This window comes from Paenibacillus validus NBRC 15382, assembly GCF_004000985.1.
Lineage (GTDB): Bacteria > Bacillota > Bacilli > Paenibacillales > NBRC-103111 > Paenibacillus_G > Paenibacillus_G validus.
The window spans coordinates 14,073-28,676 of the sequence record NZ_BIMH01000016.1; the positions used below are offsets into that span (position 1 = coordinate 14,073).

Annotated in this window: 16 protein-coding genes and 1 other annotated feature; of the genes, 12 read left to right on the top strand and 4 right to left on the bottom strand. The window is 53.2% G+C overall.

Translation table 11 applies throughout. The annotated features are described in order from the left end of the window. Window positions 1-31: 31 nt before the first annotated feature. Together PVA01S_RS12700 and PVA01S_RS12705 are read left to right on the top strand one after the other, a co-directional pair. Complete coding sequence (locus PVA01S_RS12700) at window positions 32-748, top strand: response regulator transcription factor (RefSeq protein WP_054797284.1); 717 nt, start codon at window positions 32-34, stop codon at window positions 746-748. Window position 749: 1 nt separating this feature from the next. After that, window positions 750-2,600, top strand: a complete 1,851-nt coding sequence (locus PVA01S_RS12705) for a HAMP domain-containing sensor histidine kinase (RefSeq protein WP_127607938.1) — start codon at window positions 750-752, stop codon at window positions 2,598-2,600. 88 nt (window positions 2,601-2,688) lie between these two features. Here PVA01S_RS12705 and serA read toward each other — a convergent pair whose 3' ends face one another. After that, the gene (gene serA, locus PVA01S_RS12710) at window positions 2,689-4,272 is read right to left on the bottom strand and encodes a phosphoglycerate dehydrogenase (RefSeq protein ID WP_127607939.1); all 1,584 of its coding nucleotides are present in this window, start codon (window positions 4,270-4,272) and stop codon (window positions 2,689-2,691) included. 68 nt (window positions 4,273-4,340) lie between these two features. Continuing rightward, window positions 4,341-4,581 (bottom strand) — a binding site (T-box leader). Window positions 4,582-4,788: 207 nt separating this feature from the next. On the opposite strand from serA, the gene PVA01S_RS12715 reads away from it, so the two are divergent. Then, window positions 4,789-5,112, top strand: a complete 324-nt coding sequence (locus PVA01S_RS12715; RefSeq protein ID WP_054797283.1) for a rhodanese-like domain-containing protein — start codon at window positions 4,789-4,791, stop codon at window positions 5,110-5,112. Between the two features lie 61 nt (window positions 5,113-5,173). On the opposite strand, the gene PVA01S_RS12720 is transcribed toward PVA01S_RS12715, so the two are convergent. Then, window positions 5,174-6,088, bottom strand: coding sequence for a hypothetical protein (locus PVA01S_RS12720; protein WP_127607940.1), 915 nt, complete (start codon window positions 6,086-6,088; stop codon window positions 5,174-5,176). Window positions 6,089-6,157: 69 nt separating this feature from the next. Here PVA01S_RS12720 and PVA01S_RS12725 point away from each other — a divergent pair, with 69 nt between their 5' ends. Further along, window positions 6,158-6,751, top strand: coding sequence for a type II CAAX endopeptidase family protein (locus PVA01S_RS12725; RefSeq protein WP_127607941.1), 594 nt, complete (start codon window positions 6,158-6,160; stop codon window positions 6,749-6,751). Next, a complete protein-coding gene (locus tag PVA01S_RS12730; RefSeq protein ID WP_127607942.1) occupies window positions 6,752-6,976 on the top strand; it encodes a hypothetical protein in 225 nt (74 codons plus the stop codon). Here PVA01S_RS12730 and PVA01S_RS12735 read toward each other — a convergent pair. Beyond that, a complete protein-coding gene (locus PVA01S_RS12735; protein ID WP_127607993.1) occupies window positions 6,966-7,880 on the bottom strand; it encodes a polysaccharide deacetylase family protein in 915 nt (304 codons plus the stop codon). The two genes, PVA01S_RS12730 and PVA01S_RS12735, sit on opposite strands and share 11 nt — an antisense overlap. Window positions 7,881-7,998: 118 nt before the next feature. On the opposite strand from PVA01S_RS12735, the gene PVA01S_RS12740 reads away from it, so the two are divergent. From PVA01S_RS12740 to prsW, 4 genes are all read left to right on the top strand, one after another. After that, window positions 7,999-8,379, top strand: a complete 381-nt coding sequence (locus PVA01S_RS12740; RefSeq protein ID WP_127607943.1) for a hypothetical protein — start codon at window positions 7,999-8,001, stop codon at window positions 8,377-8,379. Window positions 8,380-8,673: 294 nt separating this feature from the next. Further along, window positions 8,674-9,279 carry a genetic competence negative regulator gene (locus PVA01S_RS12745; RefSeq protein ID WP_054797281.1) on the top strand — a complete coding sequence of 202 codons (606 nt, stop codon included), beginning with the start codon at window positions 8,674-8,676 and terminating at the stop codon, window positions 9,277-9,279. Between the two features lie 106 nt (window positions 9,280-9,385). Then, window positions 9,386-10,933 carry a DnaB-like helicase C-terminal domain-containing protein gene (locus PVA01S_RS12750; RefSeq protein WP_236595932.1) on the top strand — a complete coding sequence of 516 codons (1,548 nt, stop codon included), beginning with the start codon at window positions 9,386-9,388 and terminating at the stop codon, window positions 10,931-10,933. 92 nt (window positions 10,934-11,025) lie between these two features. Next, window positions 11,026-11,718, top strand: a complete 693-nt coding sequence (gene prsW / locus PVA01S_RS12755; protein WP_127607944.1) for a glutamic-type intramembrane protease PrsW — start codon at window positions 11,026-11,028, stop codon at window positions 11,716-11,718. 66 nt (window positions 11,719-11,784) lie between these two features. On the opposite strand, the gene PVA01S_RS26605 is transcribed toward prsW, so the two are convergent. After that, a complete protein-coding gene (locus tag PVA01S_RS26605) occupies window positions 11,785-11,997 on the bottom strand; it encodes a hypothetical protein (protein WP_155614842.1) in 213 nt (70 codons plus the stop codon). Between the two features lie 64 nt (window positions 11,998-12,061). On the opposite strand from PVA01S_RS26605, the gene ypeB reads away from it, so the two are divergent. The 3 genes from ypeB to PVA01S_RS12770 all read left to right on the top strand — a co-directional run bounded on the left by ypeB (window position 12,062) and on the right by PVA01S_RS12770 (window position 14,533). Continuing rightward, window positions 12,062-13,420 carry a germination protein YpeB gene (ypeB, locus tag PVA01S_RS12760; protein WP_127607945.1) on the top strand — a complete coding sequence of 453 codons (1,359 nt, stop codon included), beginning with the start codon at window positions 12,062-12,064 and terminating at the stop codon, window positions 13,418-13,420. 181 nt (window positions 13,421-13,601) lie between these two features. Beyond that, complete coding sequence (locus PVA01S_RS12765) at window positions 13,602-14,255, top strand: flagellar brake protein (protein WP_127607946.1); 654 nt, start codon at window positions 13,602-13,604, stop codon at window positions 14,253-14,255. Between the two features lie 59 nt (window positions 14,256-14,314). After that, window positions 14,315-14,533 (top strand): hypothetical protein, encoded by a 219-nt coding sequence (locus PVA01S_RS12770; RefSeq protein ID WP_054797279.1) that lies wholly within the window; start codon window positions 14,315-14,317, stop codon window positions 14,531-14,533. Window positions 14,534-14,604: the final 71 nt, after the last annotated feature.

A 14,604-nucleotide genomic window follows, 5' to 3' on the forward strand; every position in this document is an offset into this window, starting at 1 on the left:
CCTTTAATTCCAGTTGAAGAGGAGATAGGCCATGACGGATATGAAAACGCACATCCTGGTCGTTGACGATGAAGAACGGATTCGGCGGCTGCTGCGGATGTACTTGGAAAAAGAAAACTACCGCATCGACGAGGCGGAGGACGGGGAGACGGCACTGCGCAAAGCGGTTGAATCCGACTACGATCTCATTCTGCTGGACGTGATGCTCCCCGGCATGGACGGCAACGAAGTATGCGCCCGTCTCCGGCAGGTCAAATCGACGCCGGTCATTATGTTAACCGCGAAGGGCGAAGAGACGAACCGCGTCCAGGGGTTCGAATCGGGCGCGGACGATTACGTCGTCAAGCCGTTCAGTCCGCGGGAGGTCATTTACCGGGTGAAGGCCATTTTGCGGCGTTCGTCGGTAACGGCCTATTTATCGAAGGAAGTCAATTCCAGCAACAACATCGTGTTCCCGAATTTGGTGATCGAGCACGATGCGCACCGGGTTACTGCAGGCGGGCAGGAGGTGGCGTTGACGCCTAAGGAATACGAGCTGCTTCATTACCTTGCCGTCTCGCCGGATAAAGTGTTCTCGCGCGAGGAATTGCTGAAGGACGTATGGAATTACGAGTTTTTCGGCGATTTGCGCACGGTCGATACCCATGTGAAGCGGCTTCGCGAGAAGCTGAACAAAGTGTCGCCGGAGGCCGCCTCCATGATTACGACCGTTTGGGGCGTAGGCTACAAGCTCGAGGTGCCGAAGTAACGTGTTTATATTCAAAAGCGTTGTCGGCAAACTGTGGTTGACCATCATCGGACTCGTTGTCGTCGTGCTGTTGACGCTCAGCGTCTTTTTGTTCAAATTTATTGAAACGTCGTTCCCGAAGTCGAAGGATCAGGTGGAGACGTTAAACCGGCTGGCCGTTAAAGTGGCGAGCGAAATATCGCTGCATAAAGAGGAACGCCGCTATTTGCAAGTCGTGAACGAGCTGCTGAACGCGCAGGAGGCCAGCGTGCTGGTCGTGTCCAAAGATTTTCAGGAAGAGACGCCGGTCGGCCAGCCGAACAACAGGCTGGTTCGGTATGACGACTTTTTCACCAAAAGCGATTTGCAAAAAGTGTTTGCCGGCGAAGTGGTCGACAACCGGAAATCAAACGTGGCGGCCCGTACTCCGCTGAGCAGCACGTATACGGCGGTCGCCGTTCCGTTCATGGATGAATCGCAAACGAACGTGGCCGGCGCGCTGATCATGTACCAGCTGACACAGTCTTCCGAAGAAACCCAGGCCTATGTGAAGAGGCTGTTCGTCGTGGTCGGGGTCGCCGGTTTTCTCATGACGACGTTCTTCGCTTTCTTCCTTCTGTCGCGCATTACGCGGCCGCTCTTGAATTTGAAGAAAGCGGCCGACCTGATCTCCGAGGGCGAATACGGCAGCCGGGTCCCGATCACGTCGTCCGACGAGATCGGCGAACTGGGCAAGACCTTCAACCATATGGGCGAGCAGCTTCAGGATACGATTAAAGCGTTGAGCCACGAGAAGGAGCATCTGGCAAGCGTTCTGCGCAGTATGGCCGACGCCGTCGTCACCTTCGATGCGGAGGGACGCGTCATCCTGACGAATCCGCAGGGAGAGAGGATCATCCGGGAGTGGAACGAGATCGATTGGCTGGATGACGGCGGGGAAACCTCGGGAGCCCAGTCGTATCCCCGCGGCGAATGGAACCGGATCCCGGGCCCGATGCAGCCGCTGTTCAAGAGGGTCATCGCGCAGCCTGGTGAGATGACTTCGAAGCTGCTCGTGAAGAGCGAAGTGTGGTCGGTCGTCATGGCGCCGCTGTATTCGCAGGATCTCGTGCGCGGCGTCGTGGCCGTCATGCGCGACGTCACGGAGGAGCACCGGCTTGACAAGCTGCGCAAGGACTTCGTGGCCAACGTGTCGCACGAGCTGCGGACGCCGTTGTCGATGCTGCAGGGCTACAGCGAAGCGCTGCTTGACGACATCGCGGCCACGCCGGAGGAGCGTCAGGAGCTCGCTCAGGTGATCTATGACGAATCGCTCCGGATGGGTCGGCTCGTACGCGATTTGCTCGACTTGGCGAAGATGGAAACCGGCAACATGGAGCTGCATCTCCGGGAGCTCGATGTGCATGCCTTCATCAAGCGGGTGCATCGCAAATTTGCCGCTTTGTCCAAAGAAAAGGGCGTCTCCATGACGTATGCGCTGCCCGAGCTGCCGCTGACCCTGGCACAAGCCGACGAGGATCGCCTGGAGCAGGTGCTGACGAACTTGCTCGACAACGCGCTGCGCCATACGCCATCCCGGGCGGAGATTCAAATCCGCGCTTCGGAGACACAGCTGCGCGGGGAAGAAGCGGTGCTCATCGAGGTATCCGACCAGGGCATCGGCATTCCGGCCGAGGATCTGCCTTTTATTTTCGAACGCTTCTACAAGGCGGACAAAGCCCGTACACGCGGCGCATCGGGCGGAACGGGTCTGGGCTTGTCGATCGTCAAAAACATCGTAGAAGCCCATCAGGGCACGGTACAAGCGAAGAGTCAGCCAGGCCAGGGAACGACATTTTCTATCATCTTACCTTGCAAAAGCGGTAAAACATAACAAAAACCCCTCCGGTTCGCTTCCGCAGGGGTTTTTGTTATTGTTGAAAAACCGTACATATTCTTGTTGTTCGTGGAACAATCGGGACTTACAGGGAAAGCTCGTGAATATGGGTTAATTCCGGCAGCTTCGCCAGCTGTTCGAGTACGTCCGGCGGTGTTTGCTTATCCGTCGTCAAGACCATGATCGCCGATCCGCCGATCACTTTACGGCCGACCTGCATGGTAGCGATATTCACGTCGTTGTTGCCGAGCAGCGTACCGACTTTACCGATAATTCCCGGCTTGTCGTTATGGGAGATCAACAGCAGGTTGCCTTCCGGCGCGATATCGACCGGATATTGGCCGATTTGCACGATCCGTTCGCCGTAACCGGACAGGAGCGTACCGGCCACCGTGCGTTGTTCGTTTTTCGTTTTTAACGTGACGGACAAGAGATTCGTAAACGTTTTGGACGAGGACGATTTTTGAACGACGATGCTGATGTCGCGCGTCTTGGCCAAATGCATCGCATTGACGATATTGACGCCTTCCAGCTGGTTCTGGAGCACGCCTTTTACAATATAGCGGGTGAGCGGGGACGTATCGACGTCCGTTAAATCGCCCGCGAAGTTGACCGTAATTTCGCTGACGGCGCCGTCGATCGTCTGACCGAGGAACACGCCGAGCTTCTCGCCCAGATTGAAGTAAGGCTGCAGGGCGTTCAGCACGTTTGCCGGTACCGGCGGCATGTTCACCGCGTTTTTGAACGGCTCGTCACGCAGGATGTGCAGCACTTCTTCGGATACGTCGATCGCCACGTTCTCTTGTGCTTCTACAGTGGAGGCGCCAAGGTGCGGAGTTACGATGACTTTCGGATTATTCAGGAACGGGTGATCGGCGGCTGGCGGCTCCGATTCGAATACGTCGAAGGCGGCGCCGGCTACGATGCCGGTCTCGATCGCTTCGATAAGCGCCATTTCGTCGATGATGCCGCCGCGTGCGCAGTTGATGATGCGCGCGCCTTTTTTCATAATTTCAAATTGCGGGCGGCTGATCATGTGGCGGGTTTCGTTCGTCAACGGCGTGTGTACCGTGATGAAGTCGGCTTTGGCGCAAATGTCGTTGACCGAACCGAGCTTCACGCCGATTTTCTCCGCGCGCTCTTCGGTCAGGAACGGGTCGTAGCCGAGCACTTCCATTCCGAATGCTTTCGCGCGTTTCGCTACTTCGCTTCCGATTCGGCCCATACCGAGCACGCCCAGCACTTTATTGCGAAGCTCGACGCCGACGAACGTTTTGCGGTCCCACTCGCCGCTGACGGTTTTCTTGTACGCTTGCGGAATGGAACGGGCGACCGACATCATCATGGCGAAGGTGAGTTCGCAAGTGGCGATCGTGTTGCCGTCCGGTGCGTTGATGACGACAATCCCGCGTTTCGTAGCGGCTTCGAGGTCGATGTTGTCGACGCCGACGCCGGCACGGCCGACGACTTTCAACCGGCTGCTTGCGTTCATGATGCGTTCGGTCACCTTCGTGGCGCTGCGCACGAGAATCGCATCGTAATCCGGGATAATGGCGACAAGCTCGTCCTCGGACAACCCGACCTTCTTATCTACCTCCACATCCGGCGCATCGTACAGCAGTTGAATCCCCATGTCGCTGATTCCATCCATGACTAATACTTTAAACATTACATTTCCCTCCGTTTTTCCTTTTCTGTAAAAACCAAAAACTCCTCATCCCGATACGTCTAGCGTATACAAGGGACGAGGAGCTGATTCTCGTGGTACCACCCTAATTCGCCGCACGTTCACACGCGCGACCTTCATAGGTCTATCATGCAACAGACCGAGAATGGTAACGGCTTCTAACCGGCTGCAACTACTGATCGTTCGAGGCAGCAACTCAGGAGTGCTCCGCATATCGTTAACGTCCGGTTTGCACCGACCACCGGCTCTCTGTACGTTCCGCTTTATGCTTGGCTCCGTCATCGTTTGTTGAAATATGTCTCTTAAAGTTAATCCTACCTTACCATGTCATTTTTAGCCTTGTCAATAGGAGGGAGGCCGATTTGTAATTTCGAAAATTTTGTGAAAAAATTGTTGTCCACATTCATTGCCGGCAACTGGGCTGCGGTTGCCGCGATCCGTATTCCGAAGTAAAATGTTAGCTGTACCTAAGCAAAAGAGCAGAGGAGGAGCGCTGACATGTCGTTCGATAGAATTGGTCCGGACGCGTTTAAACGGAAGCTGGAGCGCGGTGAGCTGGAAGGTGCGCTTGCCATCGATGTCCGCGAGCCGATGGAATGGGAGTTTTATCATTGGGATGAGCTGCAATTGATGCCGATGATGTCGATCCCGGAGCAGGTGGAAAGTTTGCCGAAGGATCGTCCGATTTACGTCGTTTGCGCGCATGGCGTGCGCAGTGCGAACGTTTGTCATTATTTGAGCGAGCGGGGATTCGAGCATATGATCAATGTGGAAGGCGGAATGGCTGCGCTCGCTGCATTGAAAGGGTTTCAATACGATTGAATACGACAAAAAAACAACCTGCTCATAAGCTTGCAGCAGGTTGTTTATGGTTCGGACACGTTTAATTTGTTGTAAAGAACGGAAGCTGCGGCAGCGTTTCATTTCCGTAATATTTGTTGCGTAAGCGGAGGTAGTCGCCGGCCCGAACGGCGTCTGTGGCAAGCAGCATGTCGACGATTTGGGAGACTTCAGTCAAGTTCATTTTATTGGCTTGCCCGGAAGCGATCATATCGTCGATTCTTGCGCTCAAATCTTGAGGCGTAAACGCACGAAATTGTTTGCCGCTCATCATGAAGCCGGCCAAATAATCGTTCTTCACATTGAGCGATAACGCTCCCCATTCTTTGACGTTCAACGGCTTCGTCACGTCAATCGCTTTAAACTGCGGGTTCACGGTTTCGTTCCATTTGACGATCGCGTCGTAATATTCCTTCTCGGCTTTAAGCGCGAAGTTTTTCGCTTCGCCGAGGTAGGCGTCGGCCTGCAGCTGGGCGACCAGGTCCGGCCCGGACACGGCGTTGGCCTTGGACGTATAATTGCGCAGCGCTTCACTGAACAGCTTCAAGCTTTTCATGTAATCGGTATGCGCTTCCTTCAGAAGAGGAGAGGAGTCCGGCGACGACTTGGAGCCGAGCCCGTCGTAGGCGGCTTGCGCTTGTTTAGCTAAATCTTTAAGGATCAGCGAAGCGTCCGCGGATTGATTGGTCTGCAAATCATCCATTTTTTCAAACCACGTTTTATGAAATTCCCTGTAAGGCTGATAAATGGTATGATAGAAGGACACCAAGTATTGCTGATGGTACGCGGTGAATCCGTTTTTTTCTTCATTTTGCTTCGCGATGAATTGTTCATATTGGGTCGTGGCGCGATCTTGTCCCATTTTTATCCCGTAAAAAAACGCCCCGAGAGCCACGACCAGCATAAAGATGAAGGTGATGGCGAATAAGTAGTCCGTTCGGTTCAACCGTTTTTCCATATCATATGCACCTCTAATCTTTTCCTCTGCTGAATAGTATAGGATAATTTGTCGAAAAAGGGAATCATCATGAAAAAATTCAACTTTAAGCAACTAAAGTTTCACCGGGTCAACATCCAGGAGATGAACGACCGTCTGCTGCTGATCAATTTGTATATTACCCAATTGATCGTTTTGCTGATCGCGGCTATCGTCATGTTTTTTCAGAAGCCGGACCTGCTATCGATGTTCTCCACCGCTCCGGGGGTGAGCATCGCCGTGTGGGGCGTGTTATTCGCCTTGGCCGTGCTTGCCGTCGATTTGTTCGTGTCACAATGGGTGCCGCCGGAAGTTACGGACGACGGGGGCATTAACGAGATGCTGTTCCGCAACCGGCCGTTGTGGCACATCGCCCTCATATCGCTCGTCGTATCGCTTTGTGAAGAACTGCTGTTTCGCGGCGCCATTCAGGCTTCCTGGGGTCCTTACTGGACAAGCATTCTGTTCGCGGCCATACACGTCCGATACTTGCAGCACTGGCTGATGACGGGTCTCGTCTTCAGCATCAGTTACGGACTTGGCTGGATTTATATCCAAACCGGATCGCTTTGGACGCCGATCGTCGCCCACTTTCTCATCGATTTCACGATGGGGTGCATTCTAAGGTACAGGAGAGAGTCATAAATGAGCGTCAAACGCATCCTAGCCGACCGGCCTCATACACAGCCGGAATCGGGAACAAGGGCGGGGTCCGATGTTCCCGAGGATCATTATTTGCCGCCGCGCAAAGTGGTCCATCCGACAGAGAAAGAAAAATGGCTGCGTTTCTTTTATCGGTCGCTGCTCTGGATTTTTGTACTGCTTGTCGCCGGACTGCTGGTGTGGGGCTGGCAGCGGATCAATGCATAGCCGTATCGATGGACTGCGGATCGACGAATGCGTATCCGCGTTCTTCCAAGCGGGTTAATAGCGTATCCAGCGCTTCCGCGGTCCAGGGCAGCTCGTGCATCAAAATATTGCTGCCGGGTCGAAGCTGCTCGAGAACGTTTGCGACAACCTGCTCGGGACTGTTATTTTTTACCGTCATTTCCCAGTCCTTGGAGCCGTTGGACCACGTCATGTACAGCAGCCCCTCCTCTTTGGCTTTAGCCCTGACTTCCTCGCTTCCCGAGCCGAACGGCGGACGGAAGAAAGCCGGGGCTTTCCCCGTAATCGCTTTTACCGCTTGCTGCACATCTCCGATTTGCCGATCGACCTTCTCTTTGCTTTCCTTCTTCAGGTCGATATGATCCCAAGAGTGATTGCCTATCGTTTGTCCGCGCTCGTCAAGGAGCTTGACAATATCCGGATGCTGTTTAATCCGGTACCCGTTCAGGAAAAAAATCGCTTTCGCTTTATGCTTGTCGAGCGTATCCAGCAGCGAGCGGTTAAGCTCCAAATCTTTGGGCCCGTCATCGAACGTAAGAAGCACGACTTGTTTCGTGTGCGCGGCCGCGTCTATCGGAACGATATCGTACGTTTTCGGGTTCATTCTGTAAGTTTTAGCCGCGGGCTGAGGGGCGGCAGGGTCCGGCTTGTCGAGGTTGCTCGTTGCGGCAGTCTCCCCGGAGCGGCTGCCGCCCGGGACGTTCGGTGTGTCGGAAGCGGCCGGGGTTGTCGGCGCGGTCAAATCAGCGTTCCGCTTAGAGTCCGTAGCCGCCGGGGCTGGAGTTTGCACAGGCGCCGCTGCCGGCTGCGAATTCGAGCAGGACACGACGAGCAGGGCGCTCAGCGCGACCGCTGCTGAGAAGGTGAACCGGATCTTGTGAGTCATTGTCGTTTTCAAACTCCCGTCTTCGTAATAGTTAACTGACTTCCTGATTTTATCATGCATGGTTACCCTGCTCCTAGCGGAAAATATAATCGTACACCACAACAATGGAGGGATGGCTATGAGACTGGGAGCATTTTTGTTCGGCGGGCTCGTTGGGGCTGCTGCGGCGATTTATGTGGCGAACAAGACGAAACCTTTTGCGTGGTCGGCATGGACTGGCAGCGATTTGGCCAGCAGCTTCTTGAACGCGACCGGCAATCAATCGGGCAACTCCAAGAAGAATACGGCAGAAGCGCAGCCTTCTTTCAAACAAGCTTCGACGACTACCGCGAGTGCGGCAAAATCGAATAAAAAAGAGACGGCGATCGATGAAGATTTGTTCAAGGCCGACGGCCTGAACAAGGTCGGAGATATCGTCAACCAGGATCCGAAGCTGAGAGCGGCGGTAGACGAAATTATGGCGGGCAATTCGCAGAAAAGCGAGCAGCGCGCGCACTAATACGGTAATCACTCACACATTTTCGATTGCAATCGACGCGGAGTCGTTCCCAAGCGGGACGTGCTCCGTGTCTTTTTATGTTTTTGCCTATTTTTCAGAGGGTAACCGTTCTTTTCTTGCGGGTTTGTGATATAATAGTCGTAGCATGGAATACAAGCTTTTCTTATCCATGTCCAAGGACCGCAGAAATCGGGCCTGCCCTAATTCAGATGCGGTTGTCGTATGACCCACGGCACACCTTTATAAACTAAACTTCATAAGCTGTTATTAAAGTCGGCAAGGGAGGAATCCAGTATGAAAATGGAGCGTTTAAGTCAGGACAAGATACGGATATTCCTCACATTCGATGACTTAACGGAGCGCGGCATTCAGAAGGATGACATGTGGCGAGAAATCCCGAAGGTTCATGAGCTGTTCAGCGAAATGATGGATCAAGCTTATATGGAGCTAGGATTTGACGCAACCGGGCCGCTTGCCGTGGAAGTTCTCGCTATGCCGGCGCAAGGAATGATGGTCATCGTAACGCGGGGGAAAATGAACTTCAATTCATCTGACGATACGCTGGAAGACGAACTTGAAGAAGAAGTGTACGAGCTGGAATTAACGTTGGATGAGACGGATCAAGTAACGTATGCGTTTCATGACTTCGAAGATTTGTTGAGGCTCGCCAAAGTCATCGGACCGATGCTGACTGACGGAGGAACGTTGTACGCTTACAAGAACAAGTGGATCCTGCTGCTTGATGCAGAACCGATGGACGAGAAGAAGCTGCAGTCCGTCGTGGCCGTGTTGTCGGAATACGGGGAAGCGACTTCAGTTACGCAAGCGGTGCTGGAAGAATACGGCAAGACGGTTATCGCCGAGGACGCCGTCGGAACGCTTTGCGCTAAATTTCAATAAAGCTTTATCGGGAATTACCGTTTCCATGCATAAGATACATGGTAAAGCATTCGCAAAAACGATCTGTTTTTGAGGAATGCTTTTTTTGCGGGGAGGAACTAGACAGGTGAGCGGAACGAACATGAGCGCGGCGAAGCCAACTTTCGACTTGGAAGAGCTGGTGTCCCATTATCAAAAACAGCTTCGCGATGATGCGAACCATTATTTGCGGCGCAGAGGCATCGAGAATGAAACCGTCGAGCAGTACCGAATCGGCTTCGAGCCGGGCAAGATCGGATTTTACGTCCAATCCGGGAAACTGGGGGATTACTTTGAGAATCGGATCATTATCCCGATCGTGAATAAAGAAGGCGTTCCCGTCGATTTGATCGGACGTACGATCGATAACCGCGAACCCAAATATAAGACGCTGCTCGGGATCGAAGATTATTTGTTTAATGAACCGGTGCTCGAGCAGGCGGAAGATGTCATATTATGCGGCGGCATCTTCGATGTGCTGAGCTTGGCGCAGTCCCGACTGCCGGCCGTCTGCGCTTCGGCATGGATGAGCTTCAAGGATGCTCATCTGGAGAAGCTGCGGGATAAGCGGGTTTTTATTTGCTTGGGCAACGACGAGCTGGGGCGAAGGGAAAGCGCGAAAATCGAAGGTCAGCTGCAAGGGATCAGCAAGCAAACGTTTATCGTCAATTTGCCCGAGTCCATTCGGGATGTGAACGATTTCTTTGTACGGGTGCAAAATCCGCTCGACACCTTCATGCAGTTGCTGAACGAAACGATGGAGGAAGCGCTGCTGCTGCCGATTGCGCCCGATGTGAAGAACATTACCGCCTATACGGAAGAATATATGAAACGTTACCGCGGCCAAGTGTCCGGTATTACGACGGGAATCGCGAATCTGGATGAAGCCTTGATCGGCGGACTTCGTGCCGGGCTGTATTTTATCGCAGGAGGGGCGTCTTCCGGCAAAACGATGCTGATGAAGCAAATTGCCGACGAGATCGCTTTCTCGCAAATCCCTGTCGTATACGTGTCATGGGACATGACGGCTTTCGAGCTGTGGGCCCGCAGCATCGCCCGGATTATCGGTACAGAGCCGCATCGCGTGCTGAGCGGCAAAGCTTCGCCGGACGAAGTGAGCCGTGCGAACAAGAAGTACGCATTCATCAGCAAATGGATGTGGACGATCGAGTGTTCGCTGGAAACATCGATGGACCGGGTGTTCGCTACGATCGAGAGGATCGCAAGCATCGCCGGCCGGACGCCTGTCGTCTTCATCGACCACTTGAACCGCGTGCCTACGACCGGCTTGCAGCGGCAGCCGCAATCGGTCGCGGAGCATCAAACGATGCTGGCCTATGTGCTGAAGCAATGGTCCAGGGAGTGGGGAGGGCCGGTGCTGGCCGCGATTCCGTCCAACCTGGGCTCCGAGAAGCTGCCGGAAGGCGTAGAAGCATCTGCGGATGTCATCCTCGGCTTGAAGCACGGCGAGCCGGAAGAAACGGACGGCTGCGTCGTAAATTGCGCGCTGGAGCTGCTTAAGCATCGCAACGGCCCGCTTGCCCGGGTACCGCTTCGCTTTAACCAGCGAGAGGCGAGGTTTGAAGCCGTAACGGAGGCCGGTAAGGCTGGCCCCGTCGCACCGGAGGGTGCGTAAAGGCTTTCGATCCGCTAAGAGGTGATGGCATTATACAACGAAAATGACTATAATGAACTCATGAAGGAAACCGAGGATAGGAGGGATCGCACCTGAGCATACTGTCACTTCTGATTGCAGCCGTTGCGCCGGGTGTCGCCCTGCTGTCCTATTTTTATTTGAAGGACCGGTACGATCCGGAGCCGATCTCGTTCGTGCTGAAGCTGTTTTTCTTCGGCGTGCTGCTCGTCTTTCCGGTTATGGTGCTGCAGCGCACCCTGGTGCAAGGCTTAGGCGATCATCCGTTCGTGTTTTCGTTCCTTACCTCATCGCTGCCTGAGGAATTTTTCAAGTGGTTTATCGTCTATTTTATTATTTATAAACATACGAATTTCGATGAGCCGTATGACGGTATCGTGTATGCGGTCGCCGTATCTTTAGGGTTTGCCACCTTGGAGAACGTATTGTACGCTTTTTTGAATGATTACGACTTCACGGCGCTTCTGATGCGCGCCTTCCTGCCGGTATCGGGACACGCCATGTTCGGCGTGATGATGGGGTATCATTTCGGCAGAGCCAAATTTTCTTCCGACCGAACGAGCAGGCATTTGGCGATGGCATTTTGGCTGCCGTTCTTCTGGCACGGCGTGTTTGACTATACGTTATTCGTCTCCAAAAATTACTGGGTCTGGTTCATGATCCCGTTAATGACGTTCTTATGGCTGCGCAGCTTGTTGAAGGTGAAACGAGCCAACGCCAAATCGCCGCTGCGGATGGCGACGCGTGAGGAGCGGGTTAAAATTTAGGTCGATTGTCAATAATAGGTAGCAGCCTATTATATAAAGAGACCCGGAGGACGCCCCATGAACGCCCTAAATTCGCGTGTTAAAGTCATTATTCGCTGCAATTTGTGCGGCGAGAAATTTATTTTGAGAGGCCGTAAAGAAAAAGGGAAAATCGATACGGGTTTCAAACAGTGCATTTGCAGCAACGATCATGATTTCGAAATCGAAATGAACGATTTTTAATCGGTAGAAAAAGCCGGCCGCGATGGCCGGTTTTTTTGCATGCACCGCATCTTGCATAAAGCAACTGCCTTCAGGCGAAAACTAAGCCCAAGTTTGGCTGAAGAAGGGAGATTGTTCGCACATGTACAAAAGGCTAAGCATCGTGATGTTTCCGATTTTGCTCGTGGCTCTTATCGGAACGGGTTTCTGGGGGTACTTGGAGCATCAGGAGAAAAACTCCGTCCTGATCAAGGCGGAAAATCAATATCAGCGTGCGTTTCACGATCTTTCGTTCCATGTGGATAAGCTGCATACGGAGATCGGCAATACGTTGGCCGTTAATTCCACCTCTCAGGACGCGTATAAAAAAGGGTTGATCAACGTATGGCGCATTACGAGCCAGGCGCAAAACGAGATCAGCCAGCTGCCGCTTACCCTGCTTCCTTTCAACAAAACCGAGGATTTTCTGGCTAAGATGTCCAATTTCTCCTATCGTGCGGCGGTTCGCGACTTAAGCAAGCAGCCTTTGACGGATGACGAGCTGAAAACGCTGAATACGCTCTACGAGCATGCGACGCAAATCTCCAAGGATCTTCGCGAGGTGCAGTCGACCGTTATGGCGAAAAACCTGCGCTGGATGGATGTTGAGCTGGCGCTGGCCTCGGAGAAAGAACCGCAAGATAATGCGATTATCGACGGTTTCGCCACCATGGACAAAAAAGTGAGCGAGTACCCGGAGATCAATTGGAGTCCCGCCGTCATGAGCATGTATCAGAAGCGGGATATGAAGATGTTGTCCGGTTCGGTCGTGACGGCTGAAGATATCAAACAGAAGGCTGCACAATTTGTGGGCGTGCAGGACCCGAACGCCGTTCAGGTGGTGGAGAACGGGACAGGAACCGAATACGAATCGTTCAGCGCCTCTGTAGCCAAGCCGGGCACAAACGACGGCGTACACATGGACTATTCCAAAATCGGAGGGCAGCTGCTATGGTATAACGCTTCGCGCGACGTGGCGACCAAGAGCCTGGACCTTCGGCAAGCCCGCGATATCGCGGCGCAATTTCTGGACGAGCACGGCTATGGGAATATGACCGCGGTCAGTTATGACGAGTACGGCAATCTGGCCAACATCACCTTCGCTTCGCGCAACGGTGACGTTATCAATTATCTGGAGAAGGTTGCCGTTAAAGTGGCGCTCGACAATGGAGATGTGACGGGACTTGAGGCGACCGATTACGTGTTTGGCAAGAAAGAACGCCAGCTCGCCGCCCCGAAACTGACTCCAGAGGAAGCGAGGAAGACGTTAAGTCCGAGCTTTAAGGCGGAAAGCGTCCGCCAGGCGCTCATTCGTAACGATCTCGACGAAGAAGTGCTATGCTACCAATTCATCGGTCGGGTCAACGGAGGCTTATACCGGATCTACATAAATGCGGACTCGGGCGTCGAAGAGAAGATCGATCAAATTCGCACTGAAGAAGCGCAGGTAGCCCGGCAATAACAGGGAAGAAAACCCGGAATCCAATCCGGGTTTTCTTTATGCAAGCCAAGCGCCGCGAGCGCTGCCGCCAGGGTACAAGTCCCTGGATATTCATGCTTCCCATATTTTCCTGGCGTGATATAATAGTAAGGTGGTACTAGTTCCAAAGAACCGCCAACCATCCTTCAGGAGGTGTGCAACGTTGCTTCCGAAAGTCAATCAGACTTTACATATACAAGTCAATTCCATCGACGAAGAAGAGGCGAAGCAGGAATATAAATCCAGAATCGCCGACATCACGGACGCCTATATTAGCATGGAAGTGCCGATCAGCGAGCAGTCAGGACGGTTGAAGCGGTTGTATTCAGGAGACGAGATGTCGATTTATTACTTGACGGACGGCGGGGTGAAAAATTATTTCAACTCATCGGTGCTCGGTTTCTCCGATGACGTCATACGTCTTGTGCACATTAAGAAGCCCGAGCCGGAATCGATCACGAAGGTGCAGCGCCGCAACTTTCTGCGCGTGCCGGCCGAGCTTGAGATCGCTGTTAAGTACTCCGATCAGTTTCAATTCGTCTCGATGACGGACGATGTCGGCGGCGGCGGGATTTCATTCTTGTGCGACGGTTATATTCCGGTCGGGTCGGGACAGATGGTGAGCTGCTGGCTGCTGGTGCCGTTCAAGAACGGTCAAACTGAACACGTCCCATTCAAAAGCGAGATTGTTCGCGTGAAAAAGCTCGAAACCGGCAGGCAGCAAGTCATGATGCGATACTCGGAGATTTCGGACCGCGATCGTCAGAAAGTCATTCGTTATTGCTTTGAGCGGCAGCTCGATTGCCGCAAAAAATAAATGCATAATTTTCCAAACGCCGGGGAAACTAGCCGCATCCCAGAGGCGGAGTGATTCGAATGAGCCGAAAGCATGATAAACTTGCAAGCCGTAGGTACGAAGACCTTTTCTTGTTGTTCTCAAAACGGGTGGAGAGAGTTTTGGCGATCGTGCTGATCGTGCTGCTCTCCGCTACCATATGTGCTCAGGCCATTCTGCAAATCCCGTACTTTCGGCATTTGCTCGTGAAAGTGGAACGGCTGGAGGGGAATCCGTACGTATCTTCCCGGACGAAATAATTCGATAAGGGGTAGGCATGGAGGCCCTGTTTTGCATTTCTGAAGAAAACTATGGTATAATTTTCTACGCT